At 63.4% G+C, this 20,248-nt stretch carries 19 protein-coding genes; 11 read left to right on the forward strand and 8 right to left on the reverse strand.

Going from position 1 to position 20,248, the window contains the following annotated elements; genetic code table 11:
* Genes mnmE through P73_RS01085 form a run of 5 tightly spaced genes read left to right on the forward strand, consistent with a single transcriptional unit; the run spans window position 1 to window position 5,502 of the window.
* Window positions 1-1,287 carry a tRNA uridine-5-carboxymethylaminomethyl(34) synthesis GTPase MnmE gene (gene mnmE, locus P73_RS01065; RefSeq protein ID WP_043868088.1) on the forward strand — a complete coding sequence of 429 codons (1,287 nt, stop codon included), beginning with the start codon at window positions 1-3 and terminating at the stop codon, window positions 1,285-1,287.
* A gap of 24 nt (window positions 1,288-1,311) precedes the next feature.
* Window positions 1,312-3,180, forward strand: coding sequence for a tRNA uridine-5-carboxymethylaminomethyl(34) synthesis enzyme MnmG (mnmG, locus tag P73_RS01070; RefSeq protein ID WP_043871286.1), 1,869 nt, complete (start codon window positions 1,312-1,314; stop codon window positions 3,178-3,180).
* On the forward strand, window positions 3,180-3,797 hold the full coding sequence (rsmG, locus tag P73_RS01075) for a 16S rRNA (guanine(527)-N(7))-methyltransferase RsmG (protein WP_043868089.1): 618 nt from the start codon (window positions 3,180-3,182) through the stop codon (window positions 3,795-3,797). Before mnmG ends, rsmG begins: the two co-directional genes overlap by 1 nt.
* Entirely contained in the window at window positions 3,790-4,590 is an 801-nt protein-coding gene (locus P73_RS01080; RefSeq protein ID WP_043868090.1) for a ParA family protein, read from the forward strand. The genes rsmG and P73_RS01080 overlap by 8 nt, the downstream gene beginning before the upstream one ends.
* A 9-nt stretch (window positions 4,591-4,599) precedes the next feature.
* The gene (locus P73_RS01085) at window positions 4,600-5,502 is read left to right on the forward strand and encodes a ParB/RepB/Spo0J family partition protein (RefSeq protein ID WP_043871287.1); all 903 of its coding nucleotides are present in this window, start codon (window positions 4,600-4,602) and stop codon (window positions 5,500-5,502) included.
* On the opposite strand, the gene hemW is transcribed toward P73_RS01085, so the two are convergent.
* The 4 genes from hemW to rph are packed head-to-tail and all read right to left on the reverse strand — an operon-like array spanning window position 5,499 to window position 8,372.
* Complete coding sequence (gene hemW, locus P73_RS01090; RefSeq protein WP_043868091.1) at window positions 5,499-6,656, reverse strand: radical SAM family heme chaperone HemW; 1,158 nt, start codon at window positions 6,654-6,656, stop codon at window positions 5,499-5,501. The genes P73_RS01085 and hemW overlap by 4 nt on opposite strands.
* Window positions 6,656-7,042, reverse strand: a complete 387-nt coding sequence (locus tag P73_RS01095) for a RidA family protein (protein ID WP_043868092.1) — start codon at window positions 7,040-7,042, stop codon at window positions 6,656-6,658. The genes hemW and P73_RS01095 overlap by 1 nt, the downstream gene beginning before the upstream one ends.
* Window positions 7,039-7,659: an RdgB/HAM1 family non-canonical purine NTP pyrophosphatase gene (rdgB, locus tag P73_RS01100; RefSeq protein WP_043868093.1), complete on the reverse strand. Its 621-nt coding sequence runs from the start codon at window positions 7,657-7,659 to the stop codon at window positions 7,039-7,041. Before rdgB ends, P73_RS01095 begins: the two co-directional genes overlap by 4 nt.
* Window positions 7,659-8,372 (reverse strand): ribonuclease PH, encoded by a 714-nt coding sequence (gene rph, locus P73_RS01105; protein ID WP_043868094.1) that lies wholly within the window; start codon window positions 8,370-8,372, stop codon window positions 7,659-7,661. Before rph ends, rdgB begins: the two co-directional genes overlap by 1 nt.
* A gap of 120 nt (window positions 8,373-8,492) precedes the next feature.
* On the opposite strand from rph, the gene hrcA reads away from it, so the two are divergent.
* Window positions 8,493-9,560: a heat-inducible transcriptional repressor HrcA gene (gene hrcA, locus P73_RS01110; RefSeq protein ID WP_043868095.1), complete on the forward strand. Its 1,068-nt coding sequence runs from the start codon at window positions 8,493-8,495 to the stop codon at window positions 9,558-9,560.
* Between the two features lie 11 nt (window positions 9,561-9,571).
* Window positions 9,572-10,144, forward strand: coding sequence for a nucleotide exchange factor GrpE (grpE, locus tag P73_RS01115; RefSeq protein WP_043868096.1), 573 nt, complete (start codon window positions 9,572-9,574; stop codon window positions 10,142-10,144).
* Here grpE and mutS read toward each other — a convergent pair.
* Window positions 10,141-12,753: a DNA mismatch repair protein MutS gene (gene mutS, locus P73_RS01120; RefSeq protein ID WP_043868097.1), complete on the reverse strand. Its 2,613-nt coding sequence runs from the start codon at window positions 12,751-12,753 to the stop codon at window positions 10,141-10,143. The genes grpE and mutS overlap by 4 nt on opposite strands.
* Before the next feature lie 168 nt (window positions 12,754-12,921).
* Here mutS and P73_RS01125 point away from each other — a divergent pair, with 168 nt between their 5' ends.
* Both P73_RS01125 and P73_RS01130 read left to right on the forward strand, forming a co-directional pair.
* On the forward strand, window positions 12,922-15,186 hold the full coding sequence (locus P73_RS01125; RefSeq protein ID WP_043868098.1) for an NADP-dependent malic enzyme: 2,265 nt from the start codon (window positions 12,922-12,924) through the stop codon (window positions 15,184-15,186).
* 21 nt (window positions 15,187-15,207) lie between these two features.
* Entirely contained in the window at window positions 15,208-16,089 is an 882-nt protein-coding gene (locus P73_RS01130) for a ribokinase (protein ID WP_043868099.1), read from the forward strand.
* Window positions 16,090-16,143: 54 nt separating this feature from the next.
* On the opposite strand, the gene P73_RS01135 is transcribed toward P73_RS01130, so the two are convergent.
* From P73_RS01135 to P73_RS01145, 3 genes are read right to left on the reverse strand one after another with little or no spacing between them, the layout of a single operon-like run.
* Window positions 16,144-16,929, reverse strand: coding sequence for an SDR family NAD(P)-dependent oxidoreductase (locus P73_RS01135; RefSeq protein WP_043868100.1), 786 nt, complete (start codon window positions 16,927-16,929; stop codon window positions 16,144-16,146).
* A gap of 55 nt (window positions 16,930-16,984) precedes the next feature.
* Window positions 16,985-17,461 carry a DoxX family protein gene (locus P73_RS24215; RefSeq protein WP_052452973.1) on the reverse strand — a complete coding sequence of 159 codons (477 nt, stop codon included), beginning with the start codon at window positions 17,459-17,461 and terminating at the stop codon, window positions 16,985-16,987.
* 20 nt (window positions 17,462-17,481) lie between these two features.
* Window positions 17,482-18,342 carry a polysaccharide deacetylase family protein gene (locus P73_RS01145; protein WP_052452974.1) on the reverse strand — a complete coding sequence of 287 codons (861 nt, stop codon included), beginning with the start codon at window positions 18,340-18,342 and terminating at the stop codon, window positions 17,482-17,484.
* Between the two features lie 183 nt (window positions 18,343-18,525).
* On the opposite strand from P73_RS01145, the gene P73_RS24220 reads away from it, so the two are divergent.
* Window positions 18,526-19,416 (forward strand): sugar phosphate isomerase/epimerase family protein, encoded by an 891-nt coding sequence (locus P73_RS24220; protein ID WP_052452975.1) that lies wholly within the window; start codon window positions 18,526-18,528, stop codon window positions 19,414-19,416.
* Window positions 19,417-19,441: 25 nt separating this feature from the next.
* Complete coding sequence (locus P73_RS01155; protein ID WP_043868101.1) at window positions 19,442-20,239, forward strand: SDR family NAD(P)-dependent oxidoreductase; 798 nt, start codon at window positions 19,442-19,444, stop codon at window positions 20,237-20,239.
* Window positions 20,240-20,248: the final 9 nt, after the last annotated feature.

Here is a 20,248-nt window from a genome sequence, read left to right on the forward strand (position 1 = left end):
GTGGATACGATCTACGCCCTGGCGTCCGCCCGCGGCAAGGCGGGTGTTGCAGTGGTCCGGATTTCCGGGCCGCTTGCGTTTTGGGCTGTTGAAATCCTGGCAGGCGACGTCCCCCCGGCGCGACGGGCCGCGCTTCGGCTCCTGAAGGATCGCGAGGGTGGTGTTCTTGACGAGGCGCTGGTGATCTGCTTCGAAAAAGGGGCGTCTTTCACGGGAGAAGAAAGCGCGGAGCTTCAACTCCATGGCTCCGTCGCCATCGTCAACGCGGTCCTGCGCACCCTGGCGAAGATTGATGGGCTTCGCATGGCCGATCCGGGAGAGTTCACCCGCCGCGCGCTTGAGAACGACCGTCTCGATCTTGCTCAGGTGGAGGGGCTTGCCGACCTCATCGAGGCGGAGACGGAAGCGCAAAGGCGCCAGGCGCTGAGGGTGTTTTCCGGTGCCCTCGGTGAGAAGGTGGAGCGGTGGCGGCACGCGCTCGTTCGCTCTGCGGCCTTGCTCGAAGCCACGATAGATTTCGCGGATGAAGAGGTGCCGAGTGACGTCTCGCCAGAGGTGCTGGTACTGATCGCGGAAGTGATGATCGAATTGGAAACCGAACTCGCGGGTGCGGCGATGTCCGAACGGATCCGCGATGGCTTCGAGGTCGCGATCGTTGGACCGCCAAACGCAGGAAAGTCTACGCTTTTGAATGCCTTGGCGGGGCGTGAAGCGGCAATCACCTCGGAAGTTGCGGGAACAACGCGCGACGTCATAGAGGTGCGGATGGAACTTGGTGGATTGCCGGTGACACTGCTTGACACCGCCGGCCTGCGGGAGACCGAGGATGCGGTGGAGGCCATCGGCATCGAACGCGCCCGCAGTCGTGCGCAGCAGGCCGACCTCCGGGTCATCCTCCTGCCTCATGCCGGCGCTGTGCCGGAGATGCGGCCGGAACCTGACGACCTGGTTCTCGTCGGGAAGGATGACACCGGTCAGGATGATCTGTCGGTTTCCGGAAAAACGGGGCAGGGGATCGACCGGATGGTGAGTCATATCTCCGGGATTTTATCGTCGCGCGCCCTGTCCGCCTCGTCGGCCATCCGCGACCGCCACAAGATCGCGATGAAGGAGGCAATGGCCTCTTTGGAATCGGCGCGAAATGAGGTATTGATCGGCGCGGACAGGACTGAGATCGCAGCGGAAGAGTTGCGAAAGGTGGTCCACAGCCTCAATTGCCTTGTTGGCCGGATAGATGTGGAAACGGTTCTGGGGGAAATCTTCTCCAGTTTCTGTATCGGAAAATGAATGGGAACGCCGGGAGTGTTTCACGTGAAACATAGCGATTTCGATGTTGTCGTCGTGGGCGGTGGCCATGCCGGGTCCGACGCCGCGGCGGCGGCGGCGCGGGCGGGCGCCCGTACCGCCCTTGTTACGCTGCGCCGGGACGGGATCGGCGTCATGTCCTGCAATCCGGCGATCGGCGGGCTGGGCAAGGGCCATCTCGTGCGCGAGATCGACGCGCTCGACGGCGTCATGGGGCGGATTGCCGACAAGGCCGGGATCCAGTTCCGTCTGCTGAACCGTCGGAAGGGTCCGGCCGTTCAGGGGCCACGGGCGCAGGCCGATCGCAAAATCTATCGCCGCGAGATGCTTTCGGAACTGGAAAGCACGCCAAATCTGCAAATCTTGGAGGCCGAGGTTTCGGACCTTCTCCTCGAGGGGGACGCGGTGGCCGGGGTCGTGCTCGCAGATGGTGCAGAGATTCGTGCGGTATCCGTCGTACTCACGACCGGAACTTTTCTGAACGGGTTGATCCATATTGGCGACGTGTCGCGTCCGGGTGGGCGTATGGGGGACAGGCCTTCGCTCGCGCTCGCTGAACGTCTCTACGGCTTCGGGCTTCCCATGGGACGGTTGAAGACCGGTACACCACCGCGCCTCAACGGAAAAACGATCAACTGGAGCATCCTGGAAAGGCAGCCCGGAGACGATGTGCCGGTCATGTTCTCCTTCCTGAACCGACGGCCGTCGGCGCCGCAGGTCGCCTGCGGTATCACTCATACCAATGAACAGACGCATGAGATCATCCGGAAGAACCTTGATCGGTCTGCGATGTATGGCGGACATATCGCCGGCGTCGGTCCGCGCTATTGCCCCTCGATCGAGGATAAGGTGGTGCGGTTTTCCGATAAGCCGTCGCACCAGATTTTCCTGGAGCCGGAAGGGATCGACGACGATACCGTCTATCCCAACGGCATTTCGACCTCGCTTCCCTTGGATGTGCAGGAGGCTTATGTCCGGTCGATTCGCGGCCTGGAGGCGGTGGAAATCCTTCAGCCGGGCTATGCCATCGAATATGACTACGTTGATCCGCGCGCCTTGCGAACGACGCTCGAACTCAAGGATGTGCCGGGACTCTTCCTCGCGGGGCAGATCAACGGGACGACAGGATATGAGGAAGCCGCGGCGCAGGGACTGGTGGCGGGTGCGAATGCGGCGCACAAGGCATTGAGCCGCGAGCAGGCGGTGTTCCGCCGCTCGGACAGCTATATCGGCGTGATGATCGACGATCTGGTGACGCGTGGCGTGACTGAGCCTTACCGCATGTTCACCTCCCGCGCCGAATTTCGCCTGTCGCTTCGGGCCGACAACGCGGACCAAAGGTTGACTCCGTTGGGACTTGATCTCGGCCTCGTGACGGAAGGACGTCGCGTCGCGTTCGAGGAGAAGATGACGGCGCTCGAAAGGGCGCGGTCGTTGCTGGAGGCGAGGACCTACACTCCGCGGGAGCTGGCGGGAGCTGGAATTGCGGTGAGCGATGACGGCTCACGGCGCACGCTCTACACGGTGTTGTCCTTCCCGGACAGCTCTTTCGATCAGCTCCTCGCGTTGGATCCCGGACTGGGGGATCTTCCCGACGAGGTCCGGGATCAACTGGCGAAAGATGCGCTTTATGCCAATTATATCGCCCGGCAGAAACGCGATGTCGAGGCAATGAAGCGGGATGAACAGCAGGCAATCCCTGTTGATTTCGATTACGCCGCGCTCGTCGGGCTCTCGAATGAACTGCGGATGAAGCTCGAAAAGACCCGGCCGCAGACGATTGCGCAGGCGGGGCGCGTGGAGGGCATGACCCCCGCGGCTGCGACCTTGATCCTTGCGCGGGTCAGGCAGGCGAAAAAGGCGAAGGCCTCCTGATGATGCGCCCGCAGATTGCCGGCATGGATGTTTCACGTGAAACGTTGGAGCAGCTGGAGCAATACCACCGCTTGTTGCGAAAATGGACGCCAGCGATAAATCTCGTGGCGAAATCCACGATGGAGGACGTATGGGACCGTCATTTCGTCGATTCTGCTCAGGTTTTCGGACTTGTGCCACGACACGAGGCGCTCTGGGTAGACTTGGGGAGCGGAGGCGGATTTCCCGGTCTTGTCTGCGCCGTTCTGGCCAGAGAACTTTCACCGGAGACGCGTTTCGTTCTCGTCGAATCGGATATGAGGAAGGCGACGTTTCTTCGCACCGTCGCCCGTGAATTGGCACTCGAAGCAGAGGTGATCTGCGATCGGGTGGAAAAAGTGCCGCCGCTTGGGGCGGAAATCCTGTCCGCCCGCGCCCTAGCGCCGCTGCCGAAACTTCTGGACTATGCCGCGCGTCATCTTGGGCCAGCGGGTATTGCGGTCTTTCTCAAAGGGGAAAGTTTCCGGGAGGAGATCTGCAAGGCGCAGGACGACTGGCGCTTCGCATATGAGGAAATCCGCAGCCAGACAGATGAGGCCGCCATGATTCTGCGCATTGGAGATATCGAACGTGTCTGACCCCACCCGTCCGCCGAGTCCGAAAATCATTGCCGTCGCGAACCAGAAGGGCGGGGTGGGAAAGACCACGACCGCGATCAACCTTGCCGCCGCCTTGGTGGAAATCGGGGCACGCGTGCTCGTGGTGGATCTCGATCCACAGGGCAATGCGTCGACCGGCCTCGGGATCGACACCGAACATCGCGGCTACACGACCTACGATCTCCTTCTCGGGGATGTGGATCTTCACGAGGTGATCCAGACCACGGATATCGAAGGGCTCTGGATCTCTCCCGCAACGATAGATCTGAGTTCGGCCGACCTGGAAATGGTGTCGAACGAAAAGCGCAGTTTCCTGCTCAGCGATGCGTTGCGCCAGCCGGCGATTGACGACTATCGCCTTGATTTCATCCTGATAGATTGCCCACCGTCGCTCAGCCTTCTTACCGTGAACGCCATGGTGGCGGCCGATTCCGTGCTGGTGCCGCTGCAAAGCGAGTTCTTCGCGCTCGAAGGCCTGTCGCAGCTCATGTTGACGGTCCGCGAGGTCCGGCAGAGTGCCAATCCAAAGCTCCGTATCGAAGGTGTGGTGTTGACGATGTATGATCAACGCAACAACCTCTCCCGGCAGGTCGAACTCGACGCGCGGGAGAATCTCGGGGATCTTGTGTTCGAGACGGTGATTCCCCGGAATGTGCGGGTAAGCGAGGCGCCGTCCTTTGCTCTGCCGGTGCTCCAATACGATCCGGTGTCGAAAGGCAGTATCGCGTATCGCACGCTGGCGAAGGAAGTCGCCGCCAAGAAAGGACTCTGAACGATGGCCATGCCGAGCAAACCGAAAAGCCGAGGGTTGGGGCGGGGACTGTCCGCCTTGATGGCGGATGTGACGCAGGAAAACGCGGCGGCCGAGGAGGCGGGAACGCCCCGTCGCCCGGACATGATGGTTCCGATCGAAAAGATCATCCCAAACCCAGATCAGCCTCGGCGCAGTTTCGATCCATCGGGACTTCAGGAACTTTCGGATTCGATCCGGGAAAAAGGCGTGATTCAGCCGCTGATCGTGCGGGAAAGCCCGCGAGAGGCGGGAATCTATGAGATTGTCGCCGGCGAACGTCGCTGGCGGGCGTCGCAGATGGCGCGGCTGCATGAGCTTCCGGTGCTCGTGCGGGCCTATAGCGACACGGAAGTGCTTGAGGTTGCGATCATCGAGAACATCCAGCGTTCTGATCTGAACGCCATTGAGGAGGCTGCGGGCTACAAGCAGTTGATGGAAAGGTTCGGCCACACACAAGAGAAGCTCTCCGAAGCGCTCGGCAAGAGCCGAAGCCACATCGCCAACCTGATGCGGCTTCTTCAACTTCCGGAAGATGTCCAGGATTTCGTGGTGAATGGAGATCTGTCCGCCGGTCACGCGCGTGCCTTGGTGACGGCCGACAATCCCTCCGACCTGGCGCGGCAGATCATTCGTGGCAATCTCTCCGTCCGGGAAACCGAAAAGCTTGTAAGGGGCGAACGGGCTCCGACACAACGCAAATCCGCGTCTTCCGGCACGTCCCAGGCGAAAGACGCTGACACCCGCGCATTGGAGGGCGATCTCTCCGCCACTCTGGGCATGAAGGTCGAAATCGACCACCGGGACGGTGCGGAAAACGGTCGGATCAGCATTTCCTACGGCACGCTGGACGAACTCGATTCGCTTTGCCAGCTCCTGTCGCGGGGTGTCTAGGCGTCGGGGATCAGGGCACGGATGATTGCATTGAGAAGCGGACGGCCTTTCTCGGTGACGAGGAGCCGTCCGTTTTCCGTCTCCAAGAATCCGCCCTCAAACAAGTTGTTGTTTTCAAACGGAAATTCTTTACCATACAGAGTGTTGAGCCGATCGAGCGCCACTCCCTCCCGGATGCGCAGACCCATCATGAGATATTCGATGGCCTGATCCCGGCCCGGCAGCGCGTCGCGCGACTGTTCCCCATGACCGAGCGCAGAGACGCGGTCGAGCCAAAGGGCAGGGGAGAGCGGCGTGTCGATGGCGTATTTCTCGCCCCCGAGGGTGAGCCGACCGTGCGCGCCGGGGCCGATGCCGGCATAATCGCCATATCGCCAGTAAATCAGATTGTGACGGCTTTCCGCGCCGGGCCGCGCGTGATTGGAAATCTCGTAAGCGGGCATGCCGGCGGCCGCGCATTCTTCCTGCGTGACGAAATACATGTCGGCGGCGGCATCATCCGTCGGCAGATCCTTCAGCATCCCGCGGTCGTACCGGTCGCCAAAGGCGGTTCCGGCCTCGATCGTCAGCTGATAGAGGGAGAGGTGGTCGAGCGCCATGGACAGCGCCTCGCGCAGTTCCGCGCGCCAGGCGGAGACGCTTTGACCCTGCCGCGCGTAGATCAGATCGAAACTGACCCGATCAAAGGTGTTTCGGGCGATCTCGAATGCCGCGCGTGCCTCGGCGACGGTATGAAGGCGACCGAGCCTCCGCAGATCGTCGTCCCGCAGAGACTGGATTCCCATGGAAATGCGATTGACGCCGGCCTCGCGATAGCCCTTGAACCGACCCGCTTCCACCGAGGTCGGGTTCGCTTCGAGCGTGATCTCGGCATCGTTGGACATCGGCCAAGAGGCTCTGATCCGGCTCAAAAGGCTTTCCACGAGGTCCGGATCCATCATCGAGGGCGTTCCGCCGCCGAAGAATACGGTATTGAGGACGCGGCCGGATGTTTCCCGTGAAACGCGCTCGATCTCCGAAAGATAGGCCCGCTCCCATGCCGTCTGGTCGATGTTCGCCGCGACATGGGAATTGAAGTCGCAATAGGGGCACTTTGCCTGACAGAACGGCCAGTGGATATAAAGCCCGAACCCGCCGTTCCGCCAGTCTTCCATCATCGGTCCCTGTATGCGGTGACTTCGATTTCGATCTTCATCTCCGGTTTGATGAGCGCCGCGACCACCATCGTCGCGGCAGGCCGGATGTCGGCCAGATATTCGCCGAGCGCCGGCACCACCTCGTCCACCAATGCCGTATCCGTGATGGTGTACTGGACGCGCACCGCGTCGGAGAGGGAGAAACCCGTTCCTTCGAGGACGCCGGAAATGGTCTTGAACGCATTGCGTGCCTGATCGGCGATGCTTTCCGGCATGGTCATGGTGGCATAGTCGTAGCCGGTCGTGCCGGATACGAAACACCAGTCGCCCTGCACGACGGCACGGGAATAGCCCATGACCTTTTCGAAGTCGGAGCCGGAGGAGATCAGTTTGCGTTCACTCATTTCGAGAGATCCTTGAAAGGTCCGCGGACCAGTTGACGAAACGCGTCGGCACGGTGGCTCATCGCCTGTTTGCGTGCCTGATCCATTTCCCCGAAGGTCTCTGTCTCGCCCTCGGGAAGGAAGATCGGATCGAATCCAAAGCCGTTCTCGCCCCGCGGCGGCCAGACGAGCCGTCCCTCGACCGTGCCGTCGAAGATTTCGTCATGCCCGTCGGGCCAGGCAAGGCAGAGCGTGCAGCAGAAGCGCGCGGTGCGCGGTTCCGGCGCGGATTTTTCCTCGAGAAGATCCCAGACCTTCTTCATCGCCATGGGAAAATCGCGGCCCGCGGGCGTCTCCGCCCAATCCGCCGTATACACGCCGGGCGCGCCGTCGAGCGCGTCCACCATGATGCCGCTGTCGTCGGAGAGCGCGGGAAGGCCGCTCGCCCTTGCGGCGAAATGGGCCTTGATCCGGGCGTTTCCGGCGAATGTGTCCTCGGTTTCCTCAGGTTCTTCGAAACCGAGATCGCCCGCCGAGACCACTTCGATCCCGTAGGGTGCGAGAAGCTCCGCGATCTCGCTCAGCTTTCCCTTGTTGTGGGAGGCGAGGACGAGGCGATCTCCGTCAAAGCTCCGCATCAGATCACCGCCGCGTTCTGTGCGGCGACGAGTTCCGCGACGCCCTTTTCCGCGAGGTCGAGCAGCGCGTTCATCTGGTCGCGCGAATAGGTGGCGCCCTCCGCGCTCATCTGCGTCTCGATCAGCCGCCCGTTCGCAAGCATGATGAAATTGCCGTCGACGCCCGCCTCGCTGTCCTCCGGATAGTCGAGATCCAGAACGGGCTGGCCCGCGTAGATCCCGCAGGACACCGCAGCGACATTGGACAGAAGCGGATCGGACACGATATCGCCCGCCTTCAGGAGCTTGTTCACCGCGAGCCGCAGCGCGACCCAGCCGCCGGTGATCGACGCACAACGGGTGCCGCCGTCCGCCTGGATCACGTCGCAATCCACCGTGATCTGCCGTTCGCCCAGGGCGACCCGGTCCACGCCCGCGCGCAGCGCCCGGCCGATCAGCCGCTGGATCTCCACCGTGCGGCCGCCCTGCTTGCCCTGCGTCGCCTCGCGCCGCATCCGCGACGTGGTCGACCGCGGCAGCATTCCGTATTCCGCCGTGACCCAGCCCTGGCCGGAATTGCGCATGAAGGGCGGAACGCGTTCCTCGATGGTCGCGGTGCACAGGACATGGGTGTCACCGCAACGGATGAGACAGGAGCCCTCGGCATGTTTCGTGACGCCCGTTTCGATTGAAATCGGCCGCATCTCGTCTAAATTTCTACCCGAGGGTCGCATCGTCTGTCCTTCCGTTTCCGTTGCCGCACACATAGCCAACGGCGCGCGAAAGACGCAAGCCCGATTGACCCGCGGAAGAGTTGTCATTTAAGTGAACCGGAGCCCCCACGTCCTGCCAGAATGACCGAACGCGCAAATCTCATCTCCGAAATGAACGACCGCTCGCGCGAAGTGTTTCGCCGCGTCGTCGAAGGCTATCTGGAGACCGGCGACCCGGTCGGCTCGCGGACCCTGACGCGCACGATGAGCGAGAAGGTCTCCGCCGCGACGATCCGCAACGTGATGCAGGATCTCGAATATCTCGGCCTGCTCGACAGCCCCCATGTCTCAGCGGGACGGATGCCGACCCAGCTCGGCTTGCGGATGTTCGTCGACGGGCTTCTCGAGATCGGCCAGGTGACCGAGGACGATCGCGAAAAGATCGAAGCTACGGTGAGCAGCGGCAATCGCGGTGATGTCGGCTCTGTGCTCGACCGGATCGGCTCGGCGCTGTCCGGGCTGACGCATGGCGCAAGCCTCGTCCTTGCGCCGAAGCACGAAGCCCCGATCAAGCATATCGAATTCGTGAGCCTTGCACCCGATCGCGCGCTGGTGGTGCTGGTCTTCGCCGATGGCCATGTCGAGAACCGCGTCTTCACCCCGCCCATCGGCCAGACGCCGTCCTCGCTGCGGGAGGCTGCGAATTTCCTCAACGCGCTTGCGGAGGGGCGCACGCTTGCAGAACTGCGCCATGTCGTCGAGCGGGAGATCGACGCGCGGCGCCAGGAGCTCGACAGCCTCGCCGCGGAGATGGTGGAAAGCGGCTTCGCCCATTGGGAGGGCGAGGGGACGAGCTACGAACGCCTCATCGTGCGCGGGCGTGCGAATCTGCTCGAATCCAGCCCCGAGGCGGAGGAGCTTCAGCGCATCCGTGAACTGTTCGACGATCTTGAAAAGAAGCGCGATATCGCGGATTTTCTCGAGGGCGCCGAAGAGGGCGAAGGTGTGCGCATTTTTATCGGTTCAGAGAATAAACTTTTCTCGCTTTCGGGTTCCTCTTTGGTGGTTTCTCCATATATGAACGCGGACCGTAAGATAATCGGTGCCGTGGGTGTCATCGGACCGACCCGCCTGAACTACGGGCGGATCGTTCCGATCGTCGACTACACGGCCCAACTTGTCGGGCGGATGCTGTCCGGCAAGACGTGAAAAGGTGGAACATGACGGACCCAAAGAAAGACATCGCTGACGAGACCGAGACCGGCATCGAGAAGGATCTGATCGACATCACTTCGGCGGAGGCCGCCGAGCCTGTCGAGGAGGAGGTGGACCAGCTCGAGCTCCTGCGGGCCGAGCGCGACGAGTTCAAGGACCGTTTCATCCGTGCGGTCGCGGAGGCGGAGAATGCGCGCAAGCGTGCGGACCGGGACCGCCGGGAGGCGGAGAATTACGGCGGCTCGAAACTCGCCCGCGACATGCTGCCGGTCTTCGACAACATGAAACGCGCCATCGACGCCATCACCGAGGAACAGCGTGAACAACAGGCGGCGCTGATCGAGGGGATCGAGCTGACGATGCGCGAGCTTCTCAACGTCTTCTCGAAACACGGAATCCAGATCATCACGCCAGATGTGGGCGAGAAATTCGATCCGAACCGGCACGAGGCGATGTTCGAGGCCCCCGTGCCGAACACGAAGGCCGGCGACATCATCCAGGTGATGAACGTGGGCTTCATGCTCCACGACCGGTTGCTGCGGCCGGCCCAGGTGGGCGTCTCCTCGACCCCCGCCTAGATCAGCGCCTTCAGATCGTAGAGAAGCTGCAAGGCCTCTCGCGGAGACAGCTCGTCGGGGGAGACTCCGGCGAGCTTTTTCTCGACGGCGCTCTCCTTCGGTGCGGCGGGCGCCGGCGCCGGGGGTTGAGCGGCAAAGAGCGGCAGGTCGTCGATGATCGCCTTCGGACGGGCGGCATTGTCCGCCTGTCCCTTCTCCAGAGCGTCCAGAACGGTTCGCGCCCGTTTAACCACCGCCGGGGGCAATCCTGCGAGCCGGGCGACCTGCACCCCATAGGACCGGTCTGCCTTCCCCTTCACCACCTCATGCAGGAAGATCACCTCGCCTTCCCATTCCTTGACCGAAACGGTGGCGTTTTCCACCCCGACGAGCTTGTCGGAAAGCGCGGTCATCTCGTGATAATGCGTCGCGAAAAGGGCGCGGCACCTGTTCACGTCATGCAGATGTTCGAGCGTGGCCCAGGCAATCGACAGGCCGTCATAGGTCGCCGTGCCGCGCCCGATCTCGTCGAGGATCACGAGCGCCCGGTCATCCGCCTGGTTGAGGATCGCGGCGGTTTCGACCATTTCCACCATGAAGGTCGAGCGCCCGCGCGCGAGGTCATCAGACGCCCCCACGCGGGAGAAGAGCTGCGACACGATCCCGATCCGGGCGCTTTCCGCCGGAACATAGGAGCCGGCCTGCGCGATCAGGGCGATGAGCGCATTCTGCCGCAGGAAGGTCGATTTGCCGGCCATGTTCGGCCCTGTCAGAAGCCAGATCGCCGCGCCGTCCCCTCCGTCCGAAAGGGCGCAGGAATTGGCGACGAATTTCTCGCCCCCCTGCTTGCGCAACGCGCGTTCGACGACCGGATGACGGCCCCCGGTGACGAGGAATTCACGACCCTGATCCACCTCTGGCCGGTTCCAGTTCTCCGACACCGCCAGATCCGCGAGCGCGGTGGTCAGGTCGAGCTCCGCGAGCGCCTTCGACGCATCGTTGATCGCGGGAGCACGGTCGAGCACCGCGACGCGCAGCGTTTCGAACAGGCGCTTCTCGATCTCGAGCGCGCGACCGCCGGCATTGTGGATCTTCGTTTCGAGCTCTGACAGTTCGAGCGTCGTGAACCTCACCTGGTTCGCCGTGGTCTGGCGATGGATGAACGTGTCCGAGAGCGCGCGCATCTTCTCGGCATGTGTGGCGGTGGTCTCGATGAAATAGCCGAGCACGTTGTTGTGCTTCACCTTCAGCGAAGTCACCCCGGTCATTTCCGCGTATTTCTGCTGGAGCGAGGCGATCACCCCGCGCCCCTCGTCGCGCAGCGTGCGGCATTCGTCGAGATCGCCGTCGAAGCCCGGCGCGATGAAGCCGCCGTCGCGCGACAGAAGCGGGGGTTCGGCAATGAGGGCGGCGTCGAGCAGGTCGATCAGCTCCGCGTGCCCGGTCAGAAAACCCATATTCTGCCGGATCAGGGTCGAAACCGGCTCCGCCGACAGGGTCTCGGCGAGCGTTTCCGCCTGCGTCAGGCCGCTGCGGATCGCCGCCAGGTCGCGCGGTCCACCCCGCTCGAGCCCCAGTCGCGACAGCGCGCGCTCCATGTCCGGCACCTTGCGCAGTTCCTCGCGCAGCCGCTCCGCCGTCCGGCGGTTGTCGATGGCGAAGCTCACGGCATCGAGCCGGTCGCGGATCACCTCCACGTCCCGCGACGGGCTCGACAGCCGCCGCTCCAGGAGCCGTCCGCCCGCGGCGGTGACCGTCCTGTCCATAGCGGTGAGCAGCGAGCCTTCGCGGCCGCCGGACAGCGATTGCGAAATCTCGAGGTTGCGGCGCGTCGCAGCGTCGATCTGCATCGTGCCGCGTAGGGACTCCCGCACCGGCGGGCGCACCAGAGGCAGTTTCCCTTTCTGGGTGATGTCGAGATAATCGACGATCGCGCCCATGGCCGATACTTCGGGCAGGGTGAAAGCGCCGAAGGCATCCAGCGAGGAGACCCCGAACAACCCCGTGAGCCGCCTGCGCGCCGAACTGCTGTCGAAGGAGGCGCGCGACAGCTCCGTCATCCGGTCGCGAAACTCAGGGACGAATCCGGCCGGATCCGCCTCTTGCGCTTCGCAGATCACGATCTCTGACGGCCCCAGCCGCGCCAGCTCCGGGCCGAGCTGCACGCGCGGGCAGGGCAGGACATGAAACGCGCCCGTCGAAATGTCCACCCAGGCAAGCGCGCCGTCCCCGCGGATTTCGGCATAGGCGGCGAGGAAATTGTGCCGCCGCGCGTCGAGCAGGCTGTCCTCGGTCAGCGTGCCCGGCGTCACCAGCCGCACCACATCGCGCCGGACCACCGATTTCGAGCCGCGTTTCTTCGCCTCCGCCGGATCCTCGAGCTGTTCACAGACCGCGACCCTGAATCCCTTGCGGATGAGGTTCAGCAGGTAGGTCTCCGAAGAATGCACCGGCACGCCGCACATCGGAATGTCGTCGCCCGCATGTTTGCCGCGTTTCGTGAGTGCGATGTCGAGCGCCTCGGCCGCCGCGACCGCGTCGTCAAAGAACATCTCGTAGAAATCGCCCATCCGATAGAACAGCAGCGCATCGCGGTGCCGGTCCTTGATTTCCAGATATTGCGCCATCATCGGCGTCGCTGCGGGCGTTTCTTCTGCCACGATCCTGTCCCCGTTTTCGTTTCGGCCAAACTTACCCCTCCCATATGTGGCGTAAAGACCTTCCGAGCGTTCTTTTTGTTGAGGCATCGGGCGCCTGCCGATAAGACATCGCCACCGAGGACGAGGAGGCCGGACCGAATGGCGAAACCCAAACACACCCGCGAAGAAGCGCTCAGATTTCACATGGAACCGCGCCCCGGCAAGTTCGACATCACGCCGAGCGTGCCGATGACGACGCAGCGCGACCTGTCGCTGGCCTATTCTCCGGGTGTGGCCGTGCCCTGCGAAGCGATCGCCGAAGCGCCGGAAACCGCCTACGATTACACGAACAAGGGCAATCTGGTCGCGGTGATCTCCAACGGCACCGCCGTTCTCGGCCTCGGCAATCTCGGCGCATTGGCCTCCAAACCCGTGATGGAGGGGAAATCCGTCCTCTTCAAACGCTTTGCCGACGTGAATTCCATCGACATCGAACTCGATACCGAGGATCCCGAGGAAATTATCCGCGCGGTGAAACTCATGGGGCCGACCTTCGGCGGCATCAACCTCGAGGATATCAAGGCGCCCGAGTGCTTCATCATTGAGCAGACGCTTAAGGAACAGATGGACATTCCCGTCTTTCACGACGACCAGCACGGCACCGCGGTCATCTGCGCCGCCGGCCTCATCAACGCGCTGCACCTGGCGGGCAAGAAGATCGAGGAGTGCAGGATCGTCCTCAACGGTGCGGGCGCGGCGGGCATCGCCTGTCTCGAACTGGTGAAGGCGATGGGCGCACAGCAGGACAACTGCATCATGTGCGACACCAAGGGCGTGATCCATCAGGGCCGGACCGAGGGCATGAACCAGTGGAAATCCGCCCACGCCGCCGTCACCGACGCGCGCACCCTGGCCGAGGCGATGGTCGGCGCCGACGTCTTCCTCGGCGTGTCGGCGAAAGGTGCGGTGACGCAGGAGATGGTGACATCCATGGCGCCGAACGCCGTCATCTTCGCCATGGCCAATCCCGATCCGGAAATCACGCCCGAGGATGTCCATGCGGTGCGCGACGACGTGATCGTCGCCACCGGCCGCTCGGACTATCCCAACCAGGTCAACAACGTACTGGGCTTTCCCTATCTCTTCCGCGGCGCGCTCGACATCAACGCCCGCGCGATCAACGACGAGATGAAGATCGCCTGCGCCGAGGCGCTCGCCAAACTCGCACGCGAGGACGTGCCCGACGAGGTCGCGCTCGCCTATGGGCGCAAACTGACCTTCGGGCGGGACTACATCATCCCGACCCCCTTCGATCCGCGTCTCATCTACACGATTCCGCCCGCCGTCGCGCAGGCCGGAATGGACACCGGCGTTGCCCGGCGTCCGATCATCGACATGGCGGGCTATGCCCAGGATCTTCAGGCGCGGATGGACCCCACCGCCCAGATCCTCCAGGGCCTCTATGCCCGCGCGCGCCAGGCGCAGGCCACGATGGTCTTTGCCGAGGGGGACGATTCGCGCGTGCTGCGGGCCGCTGTCGCCTATGTCCGGGGCGGCTTCGGCCGTGCCCTTGTCGTGGGACGCGAGGACGACGTGCGCCGGAAACTTCAGGAGGAAGGTCTCGGCGAAGCCTATGCGGAGCTCGAGATCGTCAACGCCGCCAAAACGGCTCACCTTCAGACCTACAAGGATTTCCTCTACGCGCGCCTTCAGCGTTCGGGCCACGACCAGAAGGACATTCACCGCCTCGCCGCGCGGGACCGCCATGCCTTCTCCGCGCTCATGCTGGCCCATGGCCATGCCGACGGACTCGTCACCGGCGCGACCCGTAAATCCGCCCATGTGCTCGACCGGATCAACACCGTCTTCGACGCGACCGCAAAGGACGGCGCGGTGGGGATCACCGCGCTCCTGCACAAGGGCCGGATCATCTTCATCGCGGACACGCTGGTGCATGAGTGGCCGGAGGAGGAGGATCTCGCAGATATCGCCACGGCCGGGGCGCAGGTCGCGCGGGCGATGGGGATCGAGCCGCGCGTCGCCTTCGTCTCCTTCTCGACCTTCGGCTATCCCGTGTCCGAACGCGCGAGCAAGATGCACCTTGCGCCGCAGGTTCTCGACCGGCGCGGCGTCGATTTCGAATACGAGGGCGAGATGACCGTCGATGTCGCCCTGAACCCGGAGGCGATGGCGGCCTATCCCTTCTGCCGGCTCACCGGACCGGCCAACATCCTGGTCGTGCCTGCGCGCCATTCCGCCTCGATCTCGGTGAAGCTCATGCAGGAGATGGCCGGTGCGACGGTGATCGGTCCGATCCTGACCGGCGTAGACAAGCCGATCCAGATCTGTTCGACCGTCTCGACCGTCAACGACATCCTGAACATGGCGATCCTCGCCGCCTGCAAGGTAGGGCAGACCGCATAGGAGCAACGGAGGGAGGCCCGCATGGCCGTCTACAACTTCGGGTCGGTCAACATCGACCATGTCTACACGCTTCCGCACCTGCCCGCGCCCGGTGAAACCCTGGGTGCCACCAGCCACACCGTCGGCCTTGGCGGCAAGGGCGTGAATCAGTCCGTCGCAGCGGCGAAGGCGGGATCGCAGGTCTGGCATATCGGTGCCATCGGCGTGCGGGACGGCTGGGTGCGCGAGCGGATGGAGGGATACGGCGTCGACTGCACCTGTCTGCGTGAGGTCGCGGGGGACACCGGGCACGCCATGATCTGCGTGGATGCGGCCGGGGAGAATTCGATCGTGATCGCCGCCGGCGCGAATGTGAACCAGGACAGGGATTTCGTCCTTTCCGCCATAGGGCGGGCGGGGGCGGGCGATACGCTTCTGCTCCAGAACGAAACAGATCTCCAGCCGGACGCGGCGGCGGCCGCCCTCGCGAAGGGTATGCGCGTGATCTATTCCGCCGCACCCTTCTCGGTGGGCGCGGTACGTGCCGTCCTTCCCCATGTGACGATGCTCGTGATGAACGCCGTCGAGGCGGAACAGCTCTGCACCGCGACGGGAATGGATCTCGACCGGATTCCGGTCCCGGAAGTGCTCGTGACCTTGGGCGCAAAGGGGGCCATGTGGCGTTCGAACCGGACTGGAGAGGAGATCGAGGTCGCCGCACCCCGCGTGACGCCGGTCGACACCACGGCCGCGGGCGACACCTTCATTGGCTATGTCGCCGCAGGCCTGGACCTCGGCATGCCGATCCGCGCCGCGATGGAGTGGGCGGGCCGGGCGGCGGCCCTCAAGGTTACGCGCCACGGAACCGCCGATGCGATCCCCTCGGCCGCGGACGTCCGGGATTTTCGGGTATCTCCATCATGAAAAGGGCGCCCTCACGGCGCCCCTTCTTGCTGTCCTGCCCGATGGGCGTCCGCCTCAATACACCGGAATAGAGCCGCCGTTCACCCAGTAGTCGGAGCCGGTGACGAAACTCGCCCGGTCCGACGAGAGGAAGACCGCGACCTCCGCGATCTCTTCCGGTTCGCCGATGCGTTGCAGGGCGAATTTCTTGTGCTCCTTCGCGAAATGATCGACGACCTTGTCCCGATCCATGCCGCCATACAACTTGGCGAGCAGGTCGATGAATCCGCCCGGCTTTTCCCAGATCGGCGTCCGCGTCGCGCCCGGCGAGACACAGTTCGCGCGAATGCCCTGCGGCCCGAATTCGATCGAAAGCGACTTCATGAAGCTCAGGACGGCCGCTTTCGACATGCAGTAGTCGTAGAACAGCGGCTCGGGCATGCGGCCGAAATCCGATGCGATCGCGACGATCGACCCTTTCCCCTTGCTCACCATATGTGGCGTGACGGCCCGCGCACAGCGCATGATGCCCAGCACGTTCACATCGAATGTATTCTTCACGTCCTCGTCGAGGGTGGAGGCCAGCCCCTCCCGCGTCGGCGCGACACCCGCACAACAGACCATGGCGTCGATCTGCCCGGACATGTCGAGCGCGGCTTCCGTCATGCGTTCGGCTCCGTCCGTGCGCAGGTCGACCTCCACTGCCGTGACCGTCCCGTCCAGTTCCGCGATGGCCGAGATATCGAGATCCGCCGCGACGACCTGTGCGCCTTCTTCGAGAAAGCGCTTCGTCGTGGCAAGGCCGATCCCGGACCCGGCGCCCGTGACGATCGCGGTTCGCCCCTCGAGTTTATATGTCATTGGTACCTCCCTTTCTGTCTTGCAGTCATGAATGAGCGATGCCGATCCCCTCGGATCAGAATGTCAGCGCCAGCAGCGCGTCGAGCGCATAGGGGCCGCCGCCGTAGAAGACGAAGAACAGGGCGCAAAAGCCCCAGAGGGCGTAATGCTCGAACCCGTTCTGGTTGGAGAAGAAGCCGTCCTTGATATGATGGACCGCCGACAGGAACAGCAGCAGCGCGCAGGTGAGCGCCACCGGCCGCGTGAACAGGCCGAGCGCCAGAAGCGCGCCGCCGACAAGGTTGTTGACGGTCGAGAGCCATGCCCAGAACAGGCCGGGTTTCCAGCCGAACTTCTCCATGTAGGCCGCCGTCCCGGCGACGGTCTGGACGGGCATTCCGGTGTTCGGAAAGAATCCGAAACTCGCCCTCAGGGCATAGAGAACGAGGACTGATCCGACCCAGATCCGCAGGATAAGGGCCCAGATCCCGAAGACCGCCGGGAACGAGGTTTCGAGAGACGGCAACAGCGACGGCGACGCGAGAATGTCCATGTTGGTTCCGGTTCTTTCGTTCAGGACTCTGCGGCCGTGGCCGGTTCATGGGGTGTATCCGGTTGTTCGAGCGCCCAGCGCGCGATCTCGTCCTTGCGCATGAAGACTACGCCGGGATGGCTCAGCGCGTAATCCACGAATTCCCCGATCACCTTCGAGATGCCGGGCTGGCCGCCGATGCGGTCATGCACGCTGAGCGACATCATGCGTCGCCGGTGGTCGGCTTCGGCATAGAGCGTGTCGAACTCGTCGCGAAGATCGGATCCAAAGGCGGCGCCGGACAGTGACAGCATGTGGAAACGGTCGATGTCGTTGTTGCGCCGCGTGTAGGGCACGACCCCGAACGGCTTGCCCGCGACCTCGACGGTGAAGGGTTCGTCCCGACTGGTGTCGTCGATGTAATAGATGAAGCCGAGCGATTGCAGGATACCCAGCGTTTCCGCGCTGTTGCGCAGGGCGAAGGCGTTGAAACCGACCGGGCGCGTGCCCGTCGCCGCCTCGATGGCGGCGATGTTCTTCTCATAGGAGCCGCGTTCCTCCTCGGGCGACATGCGCCAGTGCGGCTCCCATGTATGGCCATGGGCGGCGGCCTCATGTCCGCGCTCCACGATCTCGCGGGCGAGCTCGGGATGGCGCTCGACGGCCTGCCCGACCATGTGCGACGTCACCTTGATTCCCTTGCGGTCCCAGAGGTCGAGCAGCCGCGGAAGGCCCTCCTTCACCCCGTAGTCGAACCACTTGCCTGTCGCGATGTTCGGCGTCTCGGGATCCATCTCCGCAAAGGGGCTGTAGGGCGCCTTTTCCGGCTGGGCTCCGGCTTCGAACTGCATGGAAACGGACACGACCAGGCGCGCTCCGTCGGGCCAAAACTCTGCGGGCATGTCTCCTCCTCCTTTTAGTTAGATAACGAACTAAATGTGGGAAAGGGATAGTGCCTCTGAAATCACCTGTCAATCTTGGATATTTCCTGTAAAATAATGTTGACACGACGCGCGGCACGCCACTACGCTTTCCTAAAAGATTAGAAAGCTAACAAACTAAATACACTTTGGGAGGAGTGCTCTATGTCGCGTGAGGACCGCGATAAGGGAGTGGGCGCCGGCAAGGGCGCACCACCTGACCTGACGCTTTGGCCGGCCTGTGTACGCTCTCATCCGCTGCCGCAGCAGATCGCCGCCGCTGCCGACGCCGGATATGCGTCCATCGCCGTGAATTCCGCCACCTATCTCGCTGCACGCGAGGCCGGCCAGACCGGCGCGCAGATTGCCCGCCTTGCCGCGGATAGCGGGGTCCGCATTGACTGGGTGGACGCGGTGACGGGCTGGCTTCCCGTCCGCTATCCGCCCGGCAATCCCGAGCTCAGGGGCTTTCTCGATCACCATGTCGATATCGCCTTCGAGATGGCGGAGACCCTGGGCGCCAGGTCCCTGCTTGCCATAGGGAGCTTCGATCGCGATGCGCTGTCTTTCGACGAGCTGGTCGATCATTTCGGCAGGCTCTGCGACCGTGCCGCCGGTGCCGGGCTGCGCGTGGGGCTGGAATTCATCCCGTTCTGGGGCATTCCGACCCTCGGTGCGGCGATGGAGATCGTGGAGACCGCCGGCGCGCCGAACGGCGGACTGGTGCTCGACACATGGCATTTCTTCCGCAGCGACAGCGACTGGACCGCGTTGAAGGCCCTGCCCCCCGACCGGCTCCTCGCCGTGCAACTGGCTGACGGGGCGCAATCCCCGGTCGAGGCGGGCCTTCTGGAGGATTGCCTGCAACACCGGCGGCTGCCGGGCGAGGGAGCCTTCCCGCTCGGGGATCTCCTGGACCAGCTCGGCCGCATGGGTGTGCGGGATTACGGGCCGGAGGTTTTTTCCGCCGAACTCGACGAATGTTCGGCAAGGGAGGCCGCGCATCTTTGCGCGGCAGCCTGTCGCGCGGTCCAGGCGCAGGACGCCGCGACCTGAAATCGGATTTGCAAGGGAGGATAAAATGGATCTTGGTCTGAAGGACAAAGTCGTCGCGCTGAGCGGCGGCGGTCGCAAGGGTGGCATTGGCTGGGCGACGATCAGGGAATTGAAGCAGGCCGGCGCAAAGGTGATGATGGGCGATATCGAGATCGACCCGGCCTATGAGGAACTCACCAAGGACGGCACGGTCGACACCACGGCGCTGGATCTCTCCAGACCCGGCAACCCCGAGAAACTGGTGCAGCGCACGGTCGACCGTTTCGGCAAGCTCGATATCCTGATCAACAACCTCGGCGTGACGATCTTCCGCAGCGGCTTTCTCGGTGTCGAGGATGACGACTGGGACATGATCTTCCGCACCAATTTCCTGTCGAACGTGCGCGCGTCCCGTGCCGCAATGCCGCATCTGATCGAAAACAAGGGGGTGATCGTCAACCTCGCCTCGACGCTCGGCACCACGCCGACCCCGAGCCTCGTCGATTACAGCGCGTTCAAGGCAGCCACACTAAACCTGACGAAATGCCTGTCGGAGGAGTTCAATCCGCAGGGCGTGCGGGTGGTGGCGGTGTCTCCCGGCGCGGTTCTGACCCCGCACTGGACCCGCGAAGGAGGGGCCTTCGACATGATGGCCGCGGAACAGGGTGTCGAGGTGGAGACCTTGCGCGACGAGATCATCCCGAAGATGTTCGGCATGACGACCGGCCGCATGGTCTGGCCGGAAGAGATTGCCGCGGCGATCTGCTTTGCCGCCTCGCAGCGGGCCGGGTCGCTTTCGGGCATGGCCCTGACCGTGGATGCCGGTTCGGTCAAGACGATCTGACTCCTGCGT

Origin of the sequence: Celeribacter indicus (genome assembly GCF_000819565.1) — a bacterium.
In the GTDB taxonomy this organism is placed as follows: domain Bacteria; phylum Pseudomonadota; class Alphaproteobacteria; order Rhodobacterales; family Rhodobacteraceae; genus Celeribacter; species Celeribacter indicus.

Excerpts from the sequence above, each read along its gene's own strand:
- rdgB (WP_043868093.1), bottom strand. The coding sequence starts at position 7,659 with ATGCGGAGCTTTGACGGAGATCGCCTCGTCCTCGCCTCCCACAACAAG.
- P73_RS01095 (WP_043868092.1), bottom strand. The coding sequence starts at position 7,042 with ATGAGTGAACGCAAACTGATCTCCTCCGGCTCCGACTTCGAAAAGGTC.
- mutS (WP_043868097.1), bottom strand. The coding sequence starts at position 12,753 with ATGATGGCGCAATATCTGGAAATCAAGGACCGGCACCGCGATGCGCTG.
- P73_RS01085 (WP_043871287.1), top strand. The coding sequence starts at position 4,600 with ATGCCGAGCAAACCGAAAAGCCGAGGGTTGGGGCGGGGACTGTCCGCC.
- grpE (WP_043868096.1), top strand. The coding sequence starts at position 9,572 with ATGACGGACCCAAAGAAAGACATCGCTGACGAGACCGAGACCGGCATC.
- P73_RS24220 (WP_052452975.1), top strand. The coding sequence starts at position 18,526 with ATGTCGCGTGAGGACCGCGATAAGGGAGTGGGCGCCGGCAAGGGCGCA.
- rsmG (WP_043868089.1), top strand. The coding sequence starts at position 3,180 with ATGATGCGCCCGCAGATTGCCGGCATGGATGTTTCACGTGAAACGTTG.
- hrcA (WP_043868095.1), top strand. The coding sequence starts at position 8,493 with ATGACCGAACGCGCAAATCTCATCTCCGAAATGAACGACCGCTCGCGC.
- P73_RS01135 (WP_043868100.1), bottom strand. The coding sequence starts at position 16,929 with ATGACATATAAACTCGAGGGGCGAACCGCGATCGTCACGGGCGCCGGG.
- P73_RS01145 (WP_052452974.1), bottom strand. The coding sequence starts at position 18,342 with ATGCCCGCAGAGTTTTGGCCCGACGGAGCGCGCCTGGTCGTGTCCGTT.
- P73_RS01125 (WP_043868098.1), top strand. The coding sequence starts at position 12,922 with ATGGCGAAACCCAAACACACCCGCGAAGAAGCGCTCAGATTTCACATG.
- P73_RS01130 (WP_043868099.1), top strand. The coding sequence starts at position 15,208 with ATGGCCGTCTACAACTTCGGGTCGGTCAACATCGACCATGTCTACACG.
- P73_RS24215 (WP_052452973.1), bottom strand. The coding sequence starts at position 17,461 with ATGGACATTCTCGCGTCGCCGTCGCTGTTGCCGTCTCTCGAAACCTCG.
- P73_RS01155 (WP_043868101.1), top strand. The coding sequence starts at position 19,442 with ATGGATCTTGGTCTGAAGGACAAAGTCGTCGCGCTGAGCGGCGGCGGT.
- hemW (WP_043868091.1), bottom strand. The coding sequence starts at position 6,656 with ATGGAAGACTGGCGGAACGGCGGGTTCGGGCTTTATATCCACTGGCCG.
- rph (WP_043868094.1), bottom strand. The coding sequence starts at position 8,372 with ATGCGACCCTCGGGTAGAAATTTAGACGAGATGCGGCCGATTTCAATC.